Here is a 22,180-nt window from a genome sequence, read left to right as displayed (position 1 = left end):
CGGAACCTGCCTCATGAACTGGGCAGATGGCGCAGCGGATCCACCGGCTTGTTGTCCTTGCGTAATTCGAAATGCAGTTGGGGCTGAGATACGGAGCCTGTGGCCCCCGCCTTGGCAATGATCTGTCCCCGGCTCACAGAGTCCCCGCGGCTCACAAGCAATTCACTGTTGTGGGCGTATGCTGAAACCCAACCGTTCGAATGGCGGATCAAGACGAGATTACCGAAACCCTTCAACTCGTTACCAGCATAGACGATGGTGCCATCTTCTGTCGCCTTGATCTCAGTTCCTTCCGGAACCGCCAGATTAATACCGTCATTGTGTGAGCCCCCCGGCTTTGGTCCAAAGTCCGAGATGATCCGCCCACTCACCGGCCAACGGAAATACCGTGTCGCTTCACTACCCTGCTTGGGGTCAACCGAGGCAGTCTGAATTTCCTTCTGTGCGGAGGCCGTCGCCGTGGCTTCCTTGGCTTGCTGAGCAGCCTCGGTTTCTGGCGCTGAACGCTGAGGAACAGATTGAGTTTTCACAGAGCTGGTACTGACCTGCCGAACGCCCGCTTCCTGCCGCTCAACGGGCTGTGCGGATGCAACCGATTTTTCGGGATCCGCAGGTGTGGGCTTGGAACCTGAGCTCTGCGAGCTTTGCAAATGCGCGGTCTGCTGTGGTGCACTTGCACTTGGCACCGAACCGACCTTCTTCGGTTCAGGAACTGCGCTCACCCCTGCCAGAGAAATGGTCTGCGAAGCCGCTTGCACCGCTCCTTGCGACGCGACAGCGGTATTGCTGGGCATCGACGGCGTTACAGATGGTTTGGCCACCGGTGTCGCAGTTACCTCGGGGGTCTGAACCGCTTGCTGCTGATAGCCAGGCTGAGCCTGCGTACCGGGCTGACGCCCCTGTTGCAACTGATAGGTTGGTTGCAACGGTTGGCGCTGAACCGGTGCCTGCTGGACCGGCACCTGATTTTGAGGCGGTTGATAGTAAGGCTGGTTCTGCTGGCGAGCATTCGCCGGCTCTCCAACGTTACCGGGTGGCAAACGCAATTGAGCCAGTTTTGCGCCAAATGCCTTCCGATCTGCTTTGATCTGATCGGTATCCGTTGCAGCGCTCAAGGATGCGGTTTCTGCACGAGGCACGGCACCGGAGTTGCTTGGCCGCGTCTGAGCCGACTTGCTTTCAAAAGCCTGCAGTGTCTCAACCCGCTTCGGAATAATGACGGAAGCGCCAGGTCTGAAAGCAGCGCTGGACGTTACCCCATTGGCATGCATCAACGCTTCTTTCGGCACGCCTGTATCCCGAGAGATTGTCTGGAGGGTATCTCCCTGCTTCAACTGCATCACGCGACCGCCACGGGCGGTCCATCCCAAAGATTGTGTAGGCGCTTTCGCTAGGCTGGCAGGTACTCGCTCACCCGACCGTCGTTGAATTGTTTCTGACGGAAACCTTTCGCCGCGACTGGTGTCTGCAGGCGCATAACTGGACGAGTAATCAGGTTGCCAACTTTGCTGTTGTTGAGGTTGAACAGGGGCAAGCGAGGCCGTACGCACGGGTTGATTGGGGTCAGAGGCTGGAGGCAGGGAAGCCACGCTTGAACTACCACCTGTCAGCTCTGCAGCCTTTGCCTGCGCGGCAGGAGGTAACGACTGCTCCTGATACTCAGAGACCTCGAATCTGTCGACGCGAGAGCTGCATCCTGCCAGTCCGGTTGCCACGAGCACGGCACAGACAGCAACACCCTGCTGCAGTTTCTTGATGGAATCGTTCTTGGAAAGCATAACCGCCCCACACAAAACTAGAAAAGGCTTATTCCCTGTCTGTGTAGTCCAACTACGGTTGATAATTGCTTAATTTAAGGAGTTGTTTAGCTAAAGCTTTGCCGCAATCCCCGGCGTCAGTGGCAAAAACCGAAAGCCCCCCAGGGCCTTCTGTTCGGTGGAGCGACCGGCCTTTTCAAATACGGTAAACACTGGCAGGCGCTCATTTCCGCGCAAGGGGAGGAAGATTTTGCCCCCTGGGTGCAGGTCATCGAGAAGAAAGGCTGGCAACCGATCAACGCTACCGTTCAGGATGATGCGGTCGAACAGTCCCCGCTCCTCCTCCTCATCCACAGCAGACAAACCGTCTCCATGAATCACTGTCACGTTGGTAATCTTGGAACTCCGAATCCGGTCCTCAGCCAACTCGGCAAGCGTGCGATACCGCTCCAGTGTCACAATCTCACCAGCGAGTTTGGACAGGATCGCGCTTTGATAACCAGATCCCGTTCCAATTTCGAGAATACGGTGATCCCCTTTCAGCTCCATGAGACCGCAAATCTTGCCGACCATGGACGGGGCCGTACTCATCTGCCCACAATCTATGGGAAATGCTCGATCTTCGTAGGCGTGAGACTGATGTTTGGCGTAGAGGAACAGCTTCCGATCGACAGCTTCAAGTGCGCCGAGCACAGCATAGTCCGAGACACCGCGAGAACGCAGGTCCATAACCCAAGCCGCGCGTCGCTCGCGCTCAGCCTCATAGGCTTCCGCTGCGCCGGGAATCTCTTCGAGCTGCCGCTCATCCATGCAATTGGCCCCTAACCTGCCATCAGCCCCACTTGCAAAGCCTAGTATCGGCCGCGCAACGTTTCATCCAAAGATGCCATCAACTCACGTGCAGTCAAATTCAGATGTAGCGGAGTTACGGAAATGTAGCCTTTTTGAATGGCTTCCATATCCGTTCCGCTGTCGCCGGCAGCCCAGCGATTATTGAATGCAAGCCAATGATAAGGGTTGCCACGTCCATCTCGGCGGCTGTCGATATACATCGAATCTGCCGGGCGTTTGCCCTGTGGCACGACCCGCACGCCTGCGACTTCCTCAGGAGAACGCTTCGGGAAGTTGATGTTGATCAGCACATCCTTGGGGAGATCATAACCCACAAGCTGCTTTAACAGACCCGGACCATGAGCTTCGGCAGGTGCATAATCAGGAGCAGGATCCTCACCAAAGTGGTAATGCTGTGACAAGGCAATGGACGGAATTCCAAGCAACGTGCCTTCCATAGCCCCAGCAACAGTGCCCGAGTACGTGATATCGTCAGCGATGTTAACGCCTCTGTTGATGCCGGACAGCACAAGGTCCGGCGGCGTATCCAGGACCTTTTTCACGCCCATGATGACACAGTCTGTCGGCGTTCCCCGAAGCGCGAACTTGCGCTCCGAGATCTCCCTCAACCGCATGGGATCGTTCAACGATAGCGAGTGCGACACACCGCTCTGGTCGGTTTCCGGCGCCACCACCCACACATCATCGGAGAGCTGACGCGCAATGCGCTCCAGAGCCTCCAAACCATCTGCATGGATGCCATCGTCGTTCGTAATCAAAATACGCATTGTGCGTCAGTCCTTGAGTTATCCGATTTGTTCCAGGCCATTCATGTAGGGGCGCAGGGCCTCTGGCACCACGATTGTGCCGTCGGCTTGCTGATAGTTTTCCAACACGGCAATCAAACACCGCCCGACAGCAACCCCGGATCCGTTCAGCGTATGAACGAACTGAAGCTGTTTCTGGCCTTCCACCCGATACCGAGCGTTCATGCGTCGTGCCTGGAAGTCACCACAAACGGAGCAGGAAGAGATTTCACGGTAGGCGTTCTGGCCCGGTAGCCACACCTCCAGATCATAGGTCTTGCGGGCGCTAAAGCCCATATCGCCTGTGCACAGGGTCATCACCCGGTAGTGCAGGCCAAGCAACTGCAGAACCTTTTCTGCGCACCCGCGCATACGCTCCAATTCATCCAGAGAACTGTCTGCATCTGTAATGGAGACCAACTCGCACTTTTCGAATTGGTGCTGGCGCAGCATGCCACGTACGTCACGCCCGGCAGATCCCGCTTCAGAGCGGAAACAATAGGTCAAACCGGTGACCCGCAGCGGCAACGCCGCTTGGTCTAACGTTTCGCCCGCCACCATGTTGGTCAGCGGCACTTCAGCGGTCGGAATCAGCCAACGCCCTTCCGTGGTGCGGAACTGATCCTCAGCGAACTTGGGTAACTGGCCTGTGCCGAACAGCGCCTCATCACGGACCAACAGCGGCGGAGAGACCTCCAAGTATCCGTGTTCCTGAGTGTGCAAATCGATCATGAATTGACCAAGCGCACGGCCGAGCCGTGCAATCTGGCCCTTAAGGAGAGAAAAGCGCGCGCCAGACAACTTGGCAGCGGTTTCAAAGTCCATGCCGCCCAACGCTTCCCCGAGCTCATAATGCTCCTTGGGATCGAAATCGAAACTCGGCTTTTCGCCCCACGTGTGAAGTTCGACGTTCCCGTCTTCATCCTCACCAATCGGCACGTCAGCCAATCCGGTGTTCGGAATAATGCTGAGCGCCTCTTCCAAGGCTGCTTCAAGCTTGCGTTGCTCTTCCTCTCCGGCTTGGATGAGCGCCTTGATCTCGGCGACCTCCTTCATCAGGGCCTGAGCCCCTTCCTCATCACCGGAAGCCTTGGCCTTGCCAATTTCCTTAGATGCGGAATTGCGGCGCTGCTGCGCCTCCTGAAGTTTGGTGACATGAGATCGACGGGCGTCGTCCAGCGCAATGAGTTTGGCGGCGCGAGGCTCTTGACCGCGAGCTTTCAGGCCTTCGTCAAAAGCCTCCTGGTTCTCGCGTATCCATCTGATGTCAAACATGGCTAATTTGTCCCGGCAGGATTGGTAGTAGTGCCCGCCGGGAACAAACGTGGAAACAGGTCAGGCAGACGTTTCTGCCTCTTTATCCCTTTCCTCTCGCTTCTTCTCGACGAGCCGAACACAATAGATTGAAACTTCGTAGAGAAGCAAAGTGGGAAGCGCAAGGCCGATCTGCGAAATCGGATCGGGAGGTGTTAAAATCGCAGCCGCGGCAAAGGCAATAACAACGGCGTATTTTCGCTTGGACTTGAGGGTATCAGCACTCACCATGCCGGCACGTCCCAACAATGTCAGAACAACCGGAAGCTGGAAAACCAGCCCGAACGCAAAAATCAGTACCATGATGAGACTCAGGTACTCGCTAACCCTCGGCAACAGTTGAATGGCGGCCTGACCGTTTCCCCCTTCCTGCTCCATGGACAGGAAAAACTGCATGGCCATCGGCATGACGAGAAAATAAACGAGCGCAGCACCAATCAGAAACAGGATGGGCGTTGCAACCAGATACGGCACAAACGCGCGTTTCTCGTTCTTGTAGAGCCCCGGCGCAATGAACATGTAGATCTGCGTCGCCACAATCGGAAACGAGATAAACAGCGCCCCGAACAGCGCCAGCTTCATCTGTGTGAAAAAGTATTCCTGAGGCGCGGTGTAGATCAACTCGATAGTACGCGACGCACCTGCAGCCTCTTCGTAGGGCCAGATAAGGATGTTGAACACATCGGTTGCAAAAACAAAGCAGATCACGAATGCAATCGCCAATGCGATGACAGACTTCACCAAACGCGAGCGCAACTCGATAAGATGCTCAATCAATGGCGCGCGGGAAGCTTCGATTTCGTTTTCACTCATCAGTTCTTCCCCCCCGCCGTTTTGGGTTCATCAACCGGCGTTGGAGACTGTGCCACAGAATCAGCAGTGTTTACCTCCGGCGCGGGAACGGCCACCGGGTGCACCGATGGAGCCTCCACTTCGTCATTCGCACCTGCGGCATCTGATGACGGAGGTGTTGATGAGGTATCCGAGGCATCAGCTTCCTTGGAACCCGTTGCTGAGGCGGATGGAGGGGTTGGCGCGTTCATGTCCTTTTGCAAAGCGCGCTCTTCGTCCGCAAGGGACTTTTTCAAATCCCCCAATGGATCAAAGTTTTGCGCTGCATCAGCTTGCTTGCGCATTTCATCAATGCCTGCCTGCTGCTCCGCTTCCCGGATCGCGTCATTGAATGTGGATTGGAACTCCCCAGCCATACGGCGCACCGCACCGATGGTCTTGCCAAGCGTTCTCAGCATGCCGGGCAGTTCTTTGGGCCCCACCACAATAATTGCCACTACGCCGACAAGCAGCAACTCTGTCCAAGAGATGTCGAACATAAACTAAGCCGTTTCCATGAAGATGCCAAAGTGAAACCTGAAAGCGAGACATGATCTACTGCCCTGCCCGCGATGCAGATTCACTCAGCTTGCTTTGCTCTGATCACTTGAATTCTCAGAGGTGGACTGCGGCGAAACAGTCTCTGACTTCTGGTGGTCGATAACCTTCGTCTCGGCGTTCTTTTCCTCAGCCGCTGCATCGGCGTCGTCTTTCAGACCCTTCTTGAAGCTGTTTATGCCTTTTGCAACGTCACCCATAAGGTCGGAAATCTTTCCGCGACCAAATAACAGCACGACAACAACCGCGATAATGATGATCTGCCAAATACCAATAGAGCCCATCCACTTTACTCCTGCTTCTAGGACTGATGAAACGCCTGAGTGAGTTGATCGATCACCAATTTCTGGCTCAGCCGCCCGCCCAAACTGTTACATCTAGATTTCTCAGGAATGCCTTGGAAATACAAGTACATCCCGTTGATCTACGGCGAAATTCACGTTTTCGCCTGCAGAAAACTGCAATACATCACTGGTTCGAACACGAATTGGTCGCTCCAATCCTTCGACCCTGACTTCTAACAGGTCAACTTCACCTGCCATATTCCGCTTTAGTACTGTGCCTGATCCTGTAGCTCCCGTCGAATTTCGCAGGGTCCGCACATGGTGTGGACGTACACAGATCGTCACATTATCACCTTCAGCCAATCCCGGTGTCTCGAACTCACCGAGAGGTGTTATCACACGGCCCTGAAAAACCTGTGCGAACGTCTCGTTCAAATCCGAAAAGAACCGTGCACAAAACAGATTGACCGGATGGAAATAGATTTCTTCCGGAGTGCCAACTTGCACCACTTTGCCTGCCCGCATCAAAGCGATGCGATCCGCAACCCGCAGCGCTTCTTCCGGATCATGTGTCACGACAACGGCTGTCGCGCCCTGCTGTCGGATCATTTCGAGCGTCTGTCGGCGAACATCATCACGCAAACGGCTATCAAGCCCGCTGAACGGCTCATCCATCAGCAAGGTGTGAGGCTTTGGCGCCATGGCGCGTGCTAGTGCGGCGCGTTGCTGCTCCCCACCGGAAAGCCCATGCGGGTATTCGTTCGCGTAACGCGCCAATCCAACCATGTTCAATGCAGCCATCGCTGTTGAACGGGCCTCATCTTTTGGCAGCTTCTTCAACCCGAACAGCACATTGTCGAGAATAGTCAGATGAGGGAAAAGCGCGTAGTCCTGAAACATGAGGCCGACCCCGCGTTGTTCAGGGGGCAAATACGCAGTTTCATCCGCTACTATCTGATCATTGAGCAGAACGCGCCCGTGTTCTTGTCGCACAACCCCGGCCGCAATTCGCAACAAGGTCGTTTTCCCACAGCCCGAGTGCCCCAACAGGCACAGCACCTCTCCACCTGCCAGACTCAATGAAACATCATTGACGGCAGGCAACGTACCATAAGAATGGCTGATGTGTTCAAACGCGAGGCGCGCCATTAACAATCGTCCTTGTCCTATTTGGATTCAGTTGATGACCAGAAGCGTTCATACAGCCTTCGAGCGTGAAACGCACGGAATTTCATCAACAGATCAAAGGCTTCCGTTATCCTGTTGTGGGGAGACCTCGCCTCCCTGATCATCCGCCGTAAAAAGGTCGTCTTCATCCAGCGGGTCTTCATCCTCTGTCAGATCGCTCGTGTCGTCAGGAACCGGAACCTGAAAGTTGGCAGGCACGGCACTGTCCAGTAACCCCGATCCTTTCAGCTCTTCCAGACCGGGCAAATCTTTGATGCTCTCGAGCGCAAAGTGATCAAGAAACTCGACTGTGGTCCCATAGGTCACCGGGCGCCCCGGTGTTCGCCTGCGTCCACGCATGCGAACCCACCCCGTTTCCATCAGAACATCCAGTGTCCCCTTGGATGTAGACACGCCTCGGATTTCTTCAATCTCTGCACGCGTCACAGGTTGGTGAAAGGCAATGATGGCCAAGGTTTCCAGCGCCGCGCGAGACAAGCGTTTCTGCTCCACGGCTTCACGATGCAAAACGTGCTTCAGATCATCTGCAGTTCTGAAGGCCCATCGATCTGCAACCTTTCGCAGAACGACCCCGCGCTTGGCATAATGGTCCACCAGCACATCAAGCGCAGCGTGGACATTCTTGCGCTTTGCACCCAGCCGCTCGCACAGCTCCTGCGTACCTATGGGTTCTGCAGAAGCAAACAGCATGGCTTCGATTTTTCGCTGAAGATCCAAAGCCTCAAAGAAGGCTTCATCATCCAGCGGCAGTTCGAATGCGTCGCCGGCCTCAACTGTGCTGTCCGGTGCATCACTCATGGCTTAGCTCTTGTTCCATTTCTTCCGTCGTAGGGCGAGGTTTGGAGCGCACATAAAGGCGAGCGAATGGGGCCGATTGTTGCAACTCGATCTGCCCCTCACGAACCAGTTCAAGGCTCGCGGAAAAAGTGGAAGCCAGAGCCGTCACACGCTCCTTCGGGTCATCCATGAATCTGATCAAAAAGCGATCAATCGGCGTCCAATCAGCCGCTCCGCCGATCAGACGCTGCAACAACTCGCGAGCTTCTTGTAGAGACCACACCTGACGTTTTTCATAGTTTACAGAGGTGACGGAAGTACGCTGGCGCTGCGCTGCGTAGGCCGTCAACAACTCGTAGAGACCGGCGGACCACACATTTGTGCGTTCAATGGAAACGGTCTCCGGTGCACCTCGGGCAAATACATCTCGCCCCAAACGATTAAGGTTCATCAGCTTTGCCGCAGCTTCACGCATGGCCTCCAGACGCTGCAAGCGAAAGGCAAGCGCGGCGGCAAGTTCCTCGCCCGTAGGTTCCTCATCATTGGCCTCCACCGGCAGTAAAAGCCGAGACTTTAAATATGCAAGCCAGGCAGCCATGACGAGGTAATCTGCCGCCAGTTCCAAACGCAACCGGCGGGCCTCACGCACAAACTCCAGATACTGCTCGGTCAGCTGCAGAATGGAGACCTTCGTGATATCCACTTTCTGTGAGCGTGCGAGGGTCAGCAACAAATCCAGTGGGCCTTCATATCCTTGAACATCCACGTGCAAGCTTGGCTCGGAAAGGCCGGTCTGCGTTCCGAGGGACGAGCCCAGCAAGTCTTCCTGCTCCAAAGTTGCACCTTGATTGTCGTCGGATGTTTCAGCCATGGATCAGGACACCGCCTCGGCTCGCTGGATCAAGTCAACAAGTTCATGCCGCAAATCTGCCCGTTGTTGATCAGAAACAGAGACCACGCGCCCCCACTGCAGCGCTTGCTCTGCCCTGGTCTGGCGCAGCTCGTCGACTTCCGGGACAGAAGCGGCAACCTCAACCATTTCGTCAAGATTGCCATTGCAGTGCAAAACGAAATCACATCCCGCATCGACAATTGTGGTAACGCGGCTGGACAGCGTCCCACCCAAAGCTTTCATGGAGATATCGTCACTGAGCAAGCAGCCTTTGAAACCAAGCCGCTCGCGAATAATACTGGATATGGCAGTGGCCGATTGGGTTACGGGTCGCTCTGGATCGATGGCATCGAACACGATGTGGGCCGTCATTGCCATCGGACAATCCTTCAAGCGTTCAAACGGCTTGAAATCCCACGCCTCCAGCGTTTCCAGATCGACGGAAACACGTGGCAGCTCAAGATGACTGTCCACCAAGGCTCGCCCATGGCCAGGAACATGCTTCATGACCGGTATGACGCCCGCATCAAGACATCCTGCAAGGACATCCATCCCCAGAACCGAAACGACCTCAGGATCCTCGCCCAACGCACGATCGCCAACGATATCACTCGCCTCACGCCTGCGCACATCGAGTACGGGCAGACAATTGACAGTGATGCCCAAGTCTTGCAGGTCATGACCCATCAATCGAGATTGAAGATAAACAGCGCGCCGTGCCTGATCTGGGTTGGAGCGCCACAAACCCGCAAGCTTGCCCATTGCTGGATAGTCAGGCCAATGGGGCGCCCTCAATCTGCGAACTCTGCCACCTTCCTGATCTATGAATACAGGTGCATCATGTCGCGCGACACAACGGCGAAAATCACCAGTAAGCTGACGCAGCTGTTCGGGGCTTTCGATGTTGCGAGCGAACAGGATCAGGCCCCAAGGGCGCTGAGTTGCCATGAAGGATTGCTCTTCATCCGAGAGCACAGGCCCGGCGCAGCCGGTAATGAAGGATTTATACAGCATCATCTGATCGGGTAGCTTGACGTGGCGACCACGTCAAGCACTGCCTCGGATCAGTTCCGGCGAACGAAACAATCCCCACCGGCATTTTTCAAATCTGTGCAGAACTGATTGGCAGAGGTCGATCCAGAAAACGGAATCCGAACACGGTAGAAGATGCCCCGATCCCCGAGATCCGCACGAACCACCACAGGATCAACACCCGACATCAACGTGGGAAAGCGATTGCTCAATGCGCGTATCTCACCCTGCGCTTCTTGTTCACTGCGTACGGAAGAGACCTGAACCACGTAAGTACCGGAGGGAATCGTTCCTGCAGACGATGTTGCGGGCTGCGATGGTGTTGCAGGCGCCGCTGCATTGGGTGTCAGCACCAATGGACCGGAAGATGAGCTGTTCGCTGAACTGGTTGAAGCCACATTGAAGCCGGCCGGAGCATCTGGTTTTTGCTTCGGCGTTACATCAACGACCGCCTCTGGCGTTTGCTCTGCACCAGTTTCCGGATTTGCGGGCGGGGTAGCCGTAGCGGACCCATTTTGCGCCGGACGGAGCGTGCTTGTTTCAACAGACGCCGCGCCATTGGCGTCCCCGCCAAAGGTCCCAACAGGAGGCTGGCTTCCCGCATCAGAACCAAACCCGTTTTGATTGCTCAAAGACGCCGTTTGTTGCTCTGAAAGCAGGCGATCACCACTTGCATCCGCCCCCTCTGAAGAACTGTCGGCGGAAACAATAGTTCCATCAGGGCGAACGACCACTGTGCGCACGCGCTTGGACGCGTTTACCATCATTGCGTTGCTCTCCGCTTCCGCATCAGGCGCTGGCGGCAACGGATCCACTCGGGCAGTATCTCTTGGCAGCATTCGTTCCCCTTCGGGCGCAGCCGCATCATCGCTCGGCATCAAGATTCGGGCCGAACTTTTCTGCGAAGGCTGGTCTTCCGGATTGGGAAACTCTTTCATTGGCGAGTTGTCGGCAACGATCAGGCGCGGTTCAGCATCGCTGATTGCATCTGACCCAAGTCCAAGCACAAAATACCCGGCACCGCCAACCACGAGAACCGCGCCAATACACGCGGCAGCCAATACCCCGCGTTTGACACCAAACACCCGGTTGTCCTTGTACGCAGCCTCCTCAAGTTCCTCTGGCGCGCTGTACGCCACAGTGCCAGCCGGGAGGATGCCTTCTCCATTCAAGGAAGGATCTTCAGCGCGCATCGCCTGTGCAACAGCGTCGAGATCATAACCTTGCGGCGGCGGTGTATAATCTTCCTCCTCGTCCGTGTAGGCCTGCTGTGCCAGACGCTCCGCGGCAGCCGGCCAGGACATTTCGTCTATATCATTTTCAAGGGCCGCACCCCTGTGCTGCGTATAACCGGGCAACTCGCCATTCGGTGAACCCGCAGCAAAAAGGTCATCATCGCTACCCGGCTCATTTGCGCCGCGCAACGCTGTGTGGTTCATGGAAGCGATCAGTTCATCCTCAAATGACGGCTCAGACACCGAATCCGCTGGCGATGCTGCCGGCATGTCGGGTCGTGACACGGCAGAAACTACGGACGGCTCTAGGGAAGGATCGCTCGGCGCACGATCCGCATGTCGACTGTTCAGTTCAGCCAGCAGGTCTGCTTCAAAGCTATCAAGCGAGCTTTGATGGGCCAAGTTGGTAACCGGGTCTTCGTATGCAGCGGTTTCGGACGGTGCCGGTGGCTCCGCGTTCGCCCCCATCGTATCCAGTTCAAACTGCGTCAAGTCTGGCATGAAGCCACTTGACGGCGCAGGCGTTGGGTCGTCGTGAGTGATCGGCTCGGCAGCCTGTACAGCTTCCGTCCTTGCCTGATGGCCAACGCCGCCCTTGGGCACGTAGCTGGAAGCTTTCGGCTCAAATGCGGGCGCTTTTGCCGCCGGCACGCGGGCAGATGGGTCCACGCCGGAGCCAAGATCATAAGCCCCTTTGACATCACGACTGCCAGCCGCCGCACCTGCGCCTGGCACTGCATTGCGCGGAACAGATGAAATGTCGGGAGCCGCCGGTGATGGCGCTACTGGAGGAATGGGCGGAACAGCCCATTCTGTTTCAGCAGGAGCAGAACGGCTCTGATTCAGGCTCGCCGCAAGGCTCGCCTCCAGATCGTCCGTCAAGCTGCTTTCAAAATCAAAATTCGGCTCGTGTGTCCGCGCCGGAGCCACTTCCGGTTCTGGTGCATAGCTTGGACGGAGTTCGTCCTCTGGCATGTCCGGGATCTGCTTAGAAGATGGCCCATCGCAGTTCGGTTCCGATGGCACCTCGGCTTGTGAACCGCTAAATTCAGCGGGGTCCACTCGGAACTCCTCCGGCGTGAAAGCTGCATAGTTCTTGGGTTCGCTCATCGGGTCCGGATCAACAGACGGAGCCGGCTCATGAGCGGGGTTGGAAACCCGGCCCAACTCTGGGGCACTCGGCCGAACAGCCTCTTCCTGCCCCAACTCTACAGACGGCGCCTCTGCAGCCCGCTTGGGCTCATCAATCGATGGCGCGTCAAAAGCCCCTTCAGGAACGAAGGTTTCGGGATTGAACGGCTCGCCATCTTCCACAGGCGGCACGAACGGCGCGGCCTTTCGTTCGGCACGTGCGGGAGCGGATGGTTGCTCCATCACAGGCTCAACCGGCACCTCCGGGGTGACCCTTTTGTTTGGCGTATCGTAAGGACGTTCTGGCGTGGGTGTCCACTCAGGGGATGGCGCATCCGCTGTTGGCGCAGAGCCTCGCGTTGCCTCGCCCATATTTCTGAAGGCTTCATCCAGGGCTGCGAAAGGATCATGCTTTTGCGGTGCCTCTTCGCTTACAGGCGGCGCTTCAGGCGCGGGCGGCGAAGGCAATACAGGATCGGGGGTTTCATCTTCCAAACGCGAGCTTGGCCGATACCGTGTCGTTGTCTCGCCCACGATACGCGCCAGTTCCACCAGCGGGTCTTCATCAGGCACCCAGCCTTGCGCCCCCTTGTTTTCTTCAGGTGCAGGTTGCGCGCCACCCGGCATATCGTAGTCGGAGCGTTTGGACATAGCAGCGAAGTCTTCCCCTAAAGCAGAGGCCCGCGACGCCGGCCGCGAACCTCTGTACTCTTTTACACTAAGTCGTTGACCGCGTTAGCGCATTTCCTCAGGGGCGTCCACACCGAGAACGGTGAGACCGGACGCCAGCACCTGCGAAACCGCGTAAACCATCGCGAGTCGAGCCAAGGTTAATTCTGGCTTTTTATCATTAATAAAGCGTAATTGCGGCTTTTCCTTGCCTTTCGACCAGTGTCCATGCAGTGCACTGGCAAGCTCATATAGGTAAAACGCCAGTCTATGAGGTTCGTGAGCTTCGGCCGCGCCGTCAACTACACGAGGCCACTGAGCAAGTTTAGCAATAATACCCTGTTCGCCTTCATCTTCGAGCAAAGAGAAGTCTGACTTCATAAGCGCCTCAGGCGCAACAGAAATTCCATCTAACTCTTCGGCAGCCTGTCGCAAAACAGAAGAACAACGGGCGTGACCGTACTGAACATAGAAGACCGGATTATCTTTAGACTGTTCAGTTACCTTCTGAAGATCAAAATCCAGGTGCGCGTCATTTTTCCGGTAAAGCATCATGAAGCGTACGGGATCTCTCCCCACTTCTTCCACAACATCGCGAAGTGTGATGAACGTCCCTGCCCGCTTGGACATCTTTACGGGCTCACCAGCCCGGAAAAGCTTAACCAACTGACACAGCCGGCAAATGACCTGAGCGCTACCGCCGGATACGGCCCGACCGACCGCTTCCAGACGTTTGACATAGCCCCCGTGATCTGCCCCCAGAACGAAAATCATCTGCTTGAAGCCACGATCAAGCTTATCCTTCAAGTAGGCAACATCCGCCGCAAAGTAGGTGTAACTTCCATCTGACTTCACCAACGGGCGGTCGATGTCGTCACCATAGGTGGAAGAGCGGAACAACGTCTGCTCCCGGTCTTCCCAGTCCTCTGGGACCTCTCCTTTCGGCGGCGGCAAGGTGCCTTGATAAACCAGATCCCGCTCACGCAAGGCTTGCAGGGTTTGCGCAATTGCAGCCCCTTCGCCGTGCATGGTCTTTTCAGAGAAGAACACATCATGATGAACGTTGAGAAGCTCCAGATCCGCACGGATCATGTCCATCATTTTGTCTACAGCATAGCCCTTCAAGAAGGCATGACGCTCCTCTTCAGGCTTGTCTTTCAAGCTCGGGCCGAACTCATCCGCCAATGCCTTGCCTACTGGCTTGAGATAATCGCCAGGATACAAGCCCTCTGGTATGGCGCCAATATCTTCACCCAGCGCTTCCAGATAACGCAGATAGACCGATTTCGCGAGCACATCAATCTGCGCCCCGGCATCGTTGATCAGATATTCGCGTGTGACGTCGTAGCTGGCAAAAGCCAGCAGATTGGCCAGAGCATCTCCAACCACCGCCCCTCGTGTGTGCCCCACATGCATAGGACCAGTCGGGTTAGTGGAGACGTACTCCACATTGACCTTGACGCCGTTACCACGCTGGGAACGTCCAAAGTCCTTGCCTTGCTCGAACACCGATGCCAGCACGCGGCTCCAGATAATTGGATTGACTCGGATGTTGATGAAACCGGGCCCGGCCACATCAACAGCAGAAACGTCGCTGTCAGCCCGAAGGCCCTCGGCGATCTTCTCCGCCAGATCGCGCGGCTTCATCTTCAGGGGCTTTGCCAGAACCATGGCGGCGTTCGTTGCCAAATCGCCATGAGCCGGGTCGCGCGGCGGCTCAACCGTGATGCGGGAAAGATCAAGCTGCCCCTCTTCCGGTTTAAGCTCCAGCGCAGCAACAACCGCACTCACACGCTCAGCAAAATCTGCGAAGATGTTCATTTTCTCTAGCCTAAATTAAGTGTCTACCGTCCTGCGGCCATCCAAGGGTCACGCGGCGCAGCCCGACAGGTCAGGAATTGATTGCTGCGCGGCACTAGCGCAAATCGGGCGTATCGTCAAATAGTCTGCGATGTTCATCGATGGCATAACGGTCTGTCATCCCTGCGATAAAATCGCAGACACGGCGTGCCCGCGTAGTCATGTCGGAGTTTTCTACCCCGTCACACCAAGGACCGGGCATGTTTTCTGGCATGTCCATGTAGGCTGCAAACAAGTCCCGTGTGACTTGCGCGACACGTTTGCGCACTTCCAAAACATCCGGATGTCGGTACAAGTGTGAAAAAAGAAAGGTTTTAAGCTCTTTTTCCTGTTTTGCCATGACCCCGGAAAACGCAATGACAGCATCCGAAGCAAAGCGGATTTCGTCAACACGGCTGGGCGCAAGATTCTCCAACCGGCGGATGGACTCGGAGATAACATCCTCCACCATGCGGGTTATGCAGCGACGCACCATTTCATGGATCCGGCGCGCATCTTCCAGCCCCGGATGCAGTGTGTCTACCTCTGTCAGAATATCGTGCAAAAGCGGCACTTGGTCCATCGCGTCAAAGCTCAGTAGCCCGGCCCGCAACCCATCATCCAGATCATGGGCATCATACGCAATATCATCCGCAATGGCGGCCACCTGAGCCTCCGCACTCGGCCATGACCACAACATGAGGTCCTGCTTCTTGGCGTATTCAGTCACGGCAAACGGCAGGCCAGTCGTCGCCAGTTTCCCAATTGCACGCCCATCCCGATCCACAAGCGGGCCGTTGTGCTTTACGAGGCCCTCCAAGGTTTCCCAAGAAAGGTTCAGACCGTCAAACTGTGCATAACGGCGCTCAAGATCCGTGACGATCCGAAGAGACTGGGCATTGTGATCAAAGCCCCCGTAGTCGGCCATGCACTCGTGCATGACATCTTCCCCTTCATGGCCAAACGGCGTATGCCCCAAATCATGCGAGAGGGCCAAACTCTCGGCTAGATCCTCATCCAGCCGCAATGCTCGCGCCAAAGAGCGCGCAATCTGGGAAACCTCTATTGTATGCGTCAAACGGGTGCGAAAATGATCGCCTTCATGATAGACGAAAACTTGGGTTTTGTGCTTGAGACGGCGGAAAGCGGTAGAATGAATGATCCGGTCCCGATCCCGCTGAAAAGGCGTGCGTGTTGGGCTCGATGCCTCAGGAAACAAGCGCTCCCTTGTCTGATTGGGATCAACAGCATAGGCGGCGCGTGGCTGCGCTCCGTAGCCAAGAGTAACGGTCATGTTGGTTTCATCCCCCTGCGCCAACGCCAGTTTAACAGCATCAGCACATCAGTTTTTAAAGTACACCAGCTGAAATAGCTCATGAATAAAACCGAGCAGTGACAGCCTCCTCAGTAATCCGAGGCGAGTTGCGCTCAGATAAAACAGAAACAGCCGGGAACCACAAGACATTGGTGCCATTTACTTGGCAGCACCTCTCGCTGACACTCACCATGCCGAAATCATCCAGAAAAATCGGTCGGCTAGTTGCAACTAAGAGGCATTGACGCTCACACCTGCCACGAATACCTATATAAGGAGTTCATCAAGAAAGAACGTGGTGCCCGCCTCCCCTAAATAATCCAGTTCGGCGGCACCCTGTGAATGGTATTGTACCGGGCGCACCACAATGACTGCAGGCAGCGCTGCCTGTGACGGGAAAACGAAAATGAGCGAGCTACCAGTTGACCTGACAGACAACGCCGTAAAGCGCGTTGCAAAAATCCTGTCCAATGAGCCGGAAGGCACCGTTCTGCGTGTCAGCGTTGAAGGCGGTGGATGCTCCGGTTTTCAGTATAAATATGATCTGGTGACCGAACGCGAAGACGACGATCTCGTCCTCGAACGCGACGGTGCGGTTGTTCTGATCGATCCGATTTCGGTTCAATACATGGAAGGCTCCGTGATTGACTTCGTGACAGACATCATCGGCCAGTCCTTTCAGATCAAGAACCCTCAAGCCACCGCTGGCTGCGGGTGCGGCACCAGCTTCTCCATTTAATGCCGAAACTGCCCGGTGATATCAGCCGGGCAGTTCACCCAACCACCTTTCGCCCTCTTTAAAAGCCGTGGTAGAACAGAGACCAAATCAACCTACCTGCCAAACGAGGGCCTCCATGAGAATTGCCAGTTGGAACATCAACGGTGTCAAAGCACGTCTTGAAACCGTTCTGGCCTGGCTGAAAGAAGCCTCACCGGATGTGGCCTGCTTTCAGGAAATAAAGTCGATTGATGACAAGTTCCCCAAGGCCCCCTTTGAGGAGCTTGGGTACCATGTTGAAACACATGGCCAAAAAGGGTTTAACGGCGTGGCCCTTCTGTCCAAACACCCCTTCGAAGAGGTCAACCGACGTTTGCCCGGTGATGAGGAAGACGAGCAGGCCCGTTATATTGAAGGTGTCGTTGCCGGGAAAACGCAACCACTGCGCTTCGGCTGTCTGTACCTGCCCAACGGCAACCCGGTTGAGAGCGAAAAGTTTCCTTACAAACTGAAATGGATGGACCGCCTGATCGAACACGCACGCGACACGCTTGCGCGTGAAGAAGCTTTTGTTCTGTTGGGAGATTATAATGTAATCCCGCAGAAGGACGACGCAGCGCGCCCACAGGACTGGGTGGAGGATGCGCTTTTCAAACCGGAAAGCCGCGCACGCTTCAGGACGCTCATGAATCTGGGCTTTACAGAGGCGATACGTGCCACGAACAAATCATCTGGCATCTACACCTTCTGGGATTATCAAGCCGGCGCGTGGCAGAAGGACAACGGTATCCGCATTGATCACCTCTTGCTGTCTCCAGAGGCTGCCAGCATCCTTACAAGTACAGGCATCGACAAGCACGTCCGTGGCTGGGAAAAGCCTTCGGACCACGTACCTGTTTGGGCTGATCTTAGTGCTTGAAAACCCGCCACTCAGTTATTGACCGAAAATGATTAGGGAGAACGCCATGAGTTGGGCACCATCAGAAAACCGTTACGAAACCATGGTTTACAACCGCTGCGGGAAGAGCGGTTTGAAACTCCCGGCAATCTCGTTGGGCCTTTGGCATAACTTTGGTGAAGACAACACTCACGCCAACAAACGTGCCATTTGTCGCCAAGCCTTCGACAGCGGAATCACCCACTTCGACCTCGCCAACAACTATGGTCCGCCCAAAGGCTCCGCCGAAGAAGCCTTCGGCAAGATCCTGAAAGAAGACTTCAACGGATATCGTGACGAACTCATCATCTCGTCAAAAGCAGGATACGACATGTGGCCCGGTCCCTACGGAGAATGGGGCAGCCGCAAATACCTGATTGCAAGTCTCGATCAGTCCTTGAAACGCATGGGTCTGGACTATGTCGATATCTTCTATTCCCACCGATTTGATCCGGATACGCCGCTTGAAGAAACAATGGGGGCGCTCGACCAAATTGTACGCCAAGGCAAAGCGCTCTATATCGGCATTTCCTCCTATAACTCGCACAGGACAAAAGAGGCCATTGCCATTTTGAAAGAGCTGGGAACCCCCTTGCTCATTCATCAGCCGAGCTACTCCATGCTGAACCGGTGGGTTGAAGAAGATGGACTGCTGGATACTCTTGAAGAGAACGGCATTGGTAGCATCGTGTTCTCCCCGCTCGCGCAAGGCATGCTGACCACCAAATATCTCAATGGTATCCCGCAAGGCAGCCGCGCCACGCAAGGCAAGTCCTTGCCGCAAACTTTCCTTTCCGAAAGCACTCTGGCGTCCATCAAAGCCCTGAACGACATTGCTGCCGATCGAGGTCAGACACTCGCACAGATGGCTCTTGCCTGGGTTCTTCGCAACGGGCGGGTCACCTCAGCCCTCATTGGCGCCAGCCGCCCAGAACAAGTAACGGATTGCGCCGGCGCAATCGGAAACCTGACCTTCACTGAAGCGGAACTGATCGAGATCGATAAATTCGCGCAGGACGCGAACATCAACATCTGGGCACAATCTGCGGAACGAGAAGGCCCCACTCGAAAATAGCACAGTCTTTTCAAGAACAACCTGCAAGCTTTCGAAACCGGCCACAGGCCGGTTTCTTTGCTTTTGAAGATATTTCAAGCACTCGCGATTCAGGTTCTAGCTCAACAGCTTAGGTATTCTTACGTCTAATTTTCCACGCCTTCGTTCCACTAGAGGCTTCCTTAAAGATATTTCAGATTTTGCATAGCAGATCCGCGCCAAATGCATGACACAATTTTGCGTGAACATACGTACCCTAAAACCTTTGAAATTTGATTTTGTATACACTAGAATTCGCGAAAATGAGGAAACTTCCAGTTTATAACGGCTCTACTCCAAGTATTAACACTTATATTTTTTCTTAATCTAAACTGAAAAACCGCAGAAAATCGCCATTTTTATTCAAAAACACTTTTGAACTGAAATAAACAAGGCGGAGTTCAGCTAGTTTGGTATTGTTCTGATCTGCATTTTTCGCAAACCTGCTACCCGGTTCGGCGTTGACCTAGATCAAGTTATAAGGGCCGCAGAAGCGTAGATTGGAGTCACCAAGCATTGGAACGCAGCTAAGGCGTTAGAACTACAGGTCCGAGGATGGTTGTCTTGTGGTCGATTTCGCCGAACTGCAAACATGAGGGAAAGTAAGATGGGCCTCCATCAAGACATCAACAAGGTACAAGACAGCAGCCTGCCGTTCCTCGAGGACGACACCCCTGCAGCCTACAAGGGGTTCGTGAAGGGCGACTGGAACAAGGAAGTTGACGTTCGTAACTTCATCCAGTTGAACTACACCCCTTACGAAGGTGGCAAGGACTTCCTCGCTGGCCCAACCGAAGCGACCACCAAGCTTTGGGACCATGTTCTCGAACTCATGAAGGAAGAGAACAAGAAGGGCGTTCTGGACGCTGACACCGAAGTTGTCTCCACAATCACCTCTCACGCTCCTGGCTACCTGAACAAGGAGCTGGAAAAGATCGTTGGTGTTCAGACCGATGCGCCTCTGAAGCGCTCTCTGATGCCATACGGCGGCCTGAAGATGGCTGTGGCTGCTCTTGAAAGCAACGGCTACGAAATCTCCAAGGAAACCGCGGAGATCTTCAAGAAGCACCGCAAGACGCACAACGACGGCGTATTTGACGTTTACACTCCGGACATCCGCGCAGCCCGTTCTGCCGGTATCGTGACCGGTCTGCCGGACGCTTATGGCCGTGGTCGTATCATCGGCGACTACCGTCGTGTTGCTCTGTACGGCATCACCCGTCTGCTCGAAGACAAGAAGGCACAGAAGGCTTCTTTGGACGGCAACGTTCTGACCAACGACGTAATGCGTTTGCGTGAAGAACTGTCTGAACAGATCCGTGCGCTCAGCGAACTGCAGGAAATGGGTCAGTCCTACGGCTTTGACCTGTCCCGTCCGGCTGAAAACGCACAGGAAGCTGTGCAGTGGCTGTATCTTGGCTATCTGGCAGCAATCAAGGAACAGAACGGCGCAGCCATGTCTCTCGGCCGCACCTCTACCTTCCTTGACATCTACATCCAGCGTGACCTGGACGCCGGCGTTCTGACTGAAGAACAGGCTCAGGAACTGATGGACCACTTCGTCATGAAGCTCCGTCTGGTTCGCTTCATGCGTACGCCTGAATACAACGAACTGTTCTCTGGCGACCCGGTATGGGTAACCGAAGCAATCGGTGGTATGGGCATTGACGGTCGGACTCTTGTAACCAAGAACTCCTTCCGCGTGCTGCACACCCTGATTAACCTCGGCCCTGCACCAGAACCGAACCTGACAGTTCTGTGGTCTGAACATATGCCGAAGGGCTTCAAGGACTTCTGTTCTCAGATTTCCATTGAGACTTCTTCTGTTCAGTACGAGAACGACGATCTGATGCGTTCTTACTGGGGCGACGACTACGGCATCGCATGCTGCGTATCCGCTATGGAAATCGGCAAGCAGATGCAGTTCTTCGGCGCTCGTGCAAACCTTGCCAAGGCTCTGCTCTACGCCATCAACGGTGGTGTTGACGAAAAGTCCGGTAAGCAGATTGGTCCGCGCATGAAGCCGATCACCAGCGACGTTCTTGATTGGAACGAACTGGAGCCGCTTTATGACCAGATGATGGACTGGCTCGCAAAGGTCTATGTGGACGCTCTGAACTGCATCCACTACAGCCACGACAAGTACAACTATGAACGCATCGAAATGGCGCTTCATGACCGTGACATCCTGCGCACCATGGCATGTGGTATCGCTGGTCTGTCCGTGGTGGCTGACAGTATCTCTGCGATCAAGAACGCAAAGGTCAAGGTGATCCGCAACGAAGCTGGCCTGGCTGTTGACTACGAAGTGGAAGGCGACTTCCCGACCTTCGGTAACAACGACGACAGCGTAGACAGCATTGCAGAAAACCTCGTGAAGAAGTTCATGGGCAAGATCCGCAACCAGACCTTCTACCGCGACGCAATGCCGACCCAGTCCATCCTGACCATCACGTCCAACGTGGTGTATGGTAAGAAGACCGGCTCCACTCCGGACGGTCGTAAGGCTGGCGAGCCATTCGCACCGGGCGCAAACCCGATGCACGGCCGTGACAAGAAGGGTGCTGTGGCTTCCATGAAGTCTCTGTGCAAGCTGCCTTACGAAGACAGCCAGGACGGTATCTCCTACACCTTCTCCATCATTCCGAATGCTCTCGGTAATGATGAAGCAGAGCGGATCGAGAACCTGTCCAACCTGCTCGATGGCTACATGCACGACATGGGTCACCACATCAACGTGAACGTCTTCAATCGTGAAACCCTTGAAGACGCAATGGAACACCCAGAGCTGTACCCACAGCTGACGGTTCGTGTATCCGGTTATGCTGTGAACTTCATCAAGCTGACCCGCGAACAGCAGCTGGATGTGATTAACCGGACGTTCCACGGCCAGCGTTAACAAAATACAGCACCAAGTGCTCTAAAGCGGGGGGCGCGGTGAATATTCATCGCGCTCCCCGTTCTTTTAAGCCC

The 22,180-nt window shown here is 55.2% G+C and carries 18 protein-coding genes; 4 read left to right on the top strand and 14 right to left on the bottom strand.

Annotated elements, in window-relative coordinates; translation table 11 throughout:
- Positions 1 to 11: 11 nt before the first annotated feature.
- The 14 genes from G512_RS0106375 to G512_RS0106310 form a co-directional block, all read right to left on the bottom strand.
- Positions 12 to 1,778 carry a peptidoglycan DD-metalloendopeptidase family protein gene (locus tag G512_RS0106375; RefSeq protein ID WP_028480992.1) on the bottom strand — a complete coding sequence of 589 codons (1,767 nt, stop codon included), beginning with the start codon at positions 1,776 to 1,778 and terminating at the stop codon, positions 12 to 14.
- A 90-nt stretch (positions 1,779 to 1,868) separates the two neighbouring features.
- Positions 1,869 to 2,567, bottom strand: coding sequence for a protein-L-isoaspartate(D-aspartate) O-methyltransferase (locus G512_RS0106370; RefSeq protein WP_036488727.1), 699 nt, complete (start codon positions 2,565 to 2,567; stop codon positions 1,869 to 1,871).
- A 41-nt stretch (positions 2,568 to 2,608) separates the two neighbouring features.
- On the bottom strand, positions 2,609 to 3,376 hold the full coding sequence (surE, locus tag G512_RS0106365) for a 5'/3'-nucleotidase SurE (protein ID WP_028480990.1): 768 nt from the start codon (positions 3,374 to 3,376) through the stop codon (positions 2,609 to 2,611).
- 18 nt (positions 3,377 to 3,394) lie between these two features.
- Positions 3,395 to 4,669 (bottom strand): serine--tRNA ligase, encoded by a 1,275-nt coding sequence (gene serS, locus G512_RS0106360; protein WP_028480989.1) that lies wholly within the window; start codon positions 4,667 to 4,669, stop codon positions 3,395 to 3,397.
- Positions 4,670 to 4,729: 60 nt separating this feature from the next.
- Entirely contained in the window at positions 4,730 to 5,521 is a 792-nt protein-coding gene (tatC, locus tag G512_RS0106355) for a twin-arginine translocase subunit TatC (protein ID WP_028480988.1), read from the bottom strand.
- Positions 5,521 to 6,039, bottom strand: coding sequence for a Sec-independent protein translocase protein TatB (tatB, locus tag G512_RS22360; RefSeq protein WP_081657386.1), 519 nt, complete (start codon positions 6,037 to 6,039; stop codon positions 5,521 to 5,523). Before tatB ends, tatC begins: the two co-directional genes overlap by 1 nt.
- 84 nt (positions 6,040 to 6,123) lie before the next feature.
- Positions 6,124 to 6,381, bottom strand: coding sequence for a twin-arginine translocase TatA/TatE family subunit (locus G512_RS0106345; protein WP_028480987.1), 258 nt, complete (start codon positions 6,379 to 6,381; stop codon positions 6,124 to 6,126).
- Positions 6,382 to 6,483: 102 nt separating this feature from the next.
- Complete coding sequence (locus tag G512_RS0106340) at positions 6,484 to 7,530, bottom strand: ABC transporter ATP-binding protein (protein WP_036488717.1); 1,047 nt, start codon at positions 7,528 to 7,530, stop codon at positions 6,484 to 6,486.
- A 93-nt stretch (positions 7,531 to 7,623) separates the two neighbouring features.
- Positions 7,624 to 8,367 carry an SMC-Scp complex subunit ScpB gene (gene scpB / locus G512_RS0106335; RefSeq protein ID WP_028480985.1) on the bottom strand — a complete coding sequence of 248 codons (744 nt, stop codon included), beginning with the start codon at positions 8,365 to 8,367 and terminating at the stop codon, positions 7,624 to 7,626.
- Positions 8,360 to 9,217, bottom strand: coding sequence for a segregation and condensation protein A (locus tag G512_RS20215; protein WP_051269011.1), 858 nt, complete (start codon positions 9,215 to 9,217; stop codon positions 8,360 to 8,362). The genes scpB and G512_RS20215 overlap by 8 nt, the downstream gene beginning before the upstream one ends.
- 3 nt (positions 9,218 to 9,220) lie before the next feature.
- Positions 9,221 to 10,255 (bottom strand): beta-N-acetylhexosaminidase, encoded by a 1,035-nt coding sequence (gene nagZ, locus G512_RS0106325; protein WP_228130477.1) that lies wholly within the window; start codon positions 10,253 to 10,255, stop codon positions 9,221 to 9,223.
- Positions 10,256 to 10,302: 47 nt separating this feature from the next.
- The gene (locus G512_RS0106320) at positions 10,303 to 13,287 is read right to left on the bottom strand and encodes an SPOR domain-containing protein (protein ID WP_028480983.1); all 2,985 of its coding nucleotides are present in this window, start codon (positions 13,285 to 13,287) and stop codon (positions 10,303 to 10,305) included.
- Positions 13,288 to 13,371: 84 nt separating this feature from the next.
- Positions 13,372 to 15,126: an arginine--tRNA ligase gene (gene argS / locus G512_RS0106315; RefSeq protein WP_028480982.1), complete on the bottom strand. Its 1,755-nt coding sequence runs from the start codon at positions 15,124 to 15,126 to the stop codon at positions 13,372 to 13,374.
- Between the two features lie 94 nt (positions 15,127 to 15,220).
- Entirely contained in the window at positions 15,221 to 16,438 is a 1,218-nt protein-coding gene (locus G512_RS0106310; RefSeq protein ID WP_028480981.1) for a deoxyguanosinetriphosphate triphosphohydrolase, read from the bottom strand.
- A gap of 427 nt (positions 16,439 to 16,865) precedes the next feature.
- Here G512_RS0106310 and erpA point away from each other — a divergent pair, with 427 nt between their 5' ends.
- The 4 genes from erpA (at position 16,866) to pflB (ending at position 22,106) form a co-directional block, all read left to right on the top strand.
- Entirely contained in the window at positions 16,866 to 17,198 is a 333-nt protein-coding gene (gene erpA, locus G512_RS0106305) for an iron-sulfur cluster insertion protein ErpA (protein ID WP_028480980.1), read from the top strand.
- Between the two features lie 115 nt (positions 17,199 to 17,313).
- Positions 17,314 to 18,096, top strand: a complete 783-nt coding sequence (gene xth, locus G512_RS0106300) for an exodeoxyribonuclease III (protein ID WP_028480979.1) — start codon at positions 17,314 to 17,316, stop codon at positions 18,094 to 18,096.
- A 46-nt stretch (positions 18,097 to 18,142) separates the two neighbouring features.
- A complete protein-coding gene (gene mgrA / locus G512_RS0106295; RefSeq protein ID WP_028480978.1) occupies positions 18,143 to 19,189 on the top strand; it encodes an L-glyceraldehyde 3-phosphate reductase in 1,047 nt (348 codons plus the stop codon).
- A gap of 625 nt (positions 19,190 to 19,814) precedes the next feature.
- Positions 19,815 to 22,106: a formate C-acetyltransferase gene (pflB, locus tag G512_RS0106290; RefSeq protein WP_081657385.1), complete on the top strand. Its 2,292-nt coding sequence runs from the start codon at positions 19,815 to 19,817 to the stop codon at positions 22,104 to 22,106.
- Positions 22,107 to 22,180: the final 74 nt, after the last annotated feature.

The sequence above is a fragment of the Pseudovibrio exalbescens DSM 16456 genome, assembly GCF_000422785.1.
In the GTDB taxonomy this organism is placed as follows: domain Bacteria; phylum Pseudomonadota; class Alphaproteobacteria; order Rhizobiales; family Stappiaceae; genus Pseudovibrio; species Pseudovibrio exalbescens.
The sequence above is the reverse complement of the archived record's forward strand: the minus strand, read 5'-3'. Positions and strand labels throughout refer to the sequence as shown.

Coding starts and splice junctions, on each gene's coding strand:
- xth (WP_028480979.1), top strand. CDS start 17,314: ATGAGAATTGCCAGTTGGAACATCAACGGTGTCAAAGCACGTCTTGAA.
- pflB (WP_081657385.1), top strand. CDS start 19,815: ATGGGCCTCCATCAAGACATCAACAAGGTACAAGACAGCAGCCTGCCG.
- G512_RS0106320 (WP_028480983.1), bottom strand. CDS start 13,287: ATGTCCAAACGCTCCGACTACGATATGCCGGGTGGCGCGCAACCTGCA.
- erpA (WP_028480980.1), top strand. CDS start 16,866: ATGAGCGAGCTACCAGTTGACCTGACAGACAACGCCGTAAAGCGCGTT.
- G512_RS0106375 (WP_028480992.1), bottom strand. CDS start 1,778: ATGCTTTCCAAGAACGATTCCATCAAGAAACTGCAGCAGGGTGTTGCT.
- G512_RS0106370 (WP_036488727.1), bottom strand. CDS start 2,567: ATGGATGAGCGGCAGCTCGAAGAGATTCCCGGCGCAGCGGAAGCCTAT.
- nagZ (WP_228130477.1), bottom strand. CDS start 10,255: ATGATGCTGTATAAATCCTTCATTACCGGCTGCGCCGGGCCTGTGCTC.
- serS (WP_028480989.1), bottom strand. CDS start 4,669: ATGTTTGACATCAGATGGATACGCGAGAACCAGGAGGCTTTTGACGAA.
- scpB (WP_028480985.1), bottom strand. CDS start 8,367: ATGAGTGATGCACCGGACAGCACAGTTGAGGCCGGCGACGCATTCGAA.
- tatC (WP_028480988.1), bottom strand. CDS start 5,521: ATGAGTGAAAACGAAATCGAAGCTTCCCGCGCGCCATTGATTGAGCAT.
- surE (WP_028480990.1), bottom strand. CDS start 3,376: ATGCGTATTTTGATTACGAACGACGATGGCATCCATGCAGATGGTTTG.
- G512_RS0106310 (WP_028480981.1), bottom strand. CDS start 16,438: ATGACCGTTACTCTTGGCTACGGAGCGCAGCCACGCGCCGCCTATGCT.
- mgrA (WP_028480978.1), top strand. CDS start 18,143: ATGAGTTGGGCACCATCAGAAAACCGTTACGAAACCATGGTTTACAAC.
- G512_RS0106345 (WP_028480987.1), bottom strand. CDS start 6,381: ATGGGCTCTATTGGTATTTGGCAGATCATCATTATCGCGGTTGTTGTC.
- G512_RS0106340 (WP_036488717.1), bottom strand. CDS start 7,530: ATGGCGCGCCTCGCGTTTGAACACATCAGCCATTCTTATGGTACGTTG.
- G512_RS20215 (WP_051269011.1), bottom strand. CDS start 9,217: ATGGCTGAAACATCCGACGACAATCAAGGTGCAACTTTGGAGCAGGAA.
- tatB (WP_081657386.1), bottom strand. CDS start 6,039: ATGTTCGACATCTCTTGGACAGAGTTGCTGCTTGTCGGCGTAGTGGCA.
- argS (WP_028480982.1), bottom strand. CDS start 15,126: ATGAACATCTTCGCAGATTTTGCTGAGCGTGTGAGTGCGGTTGTTGCT.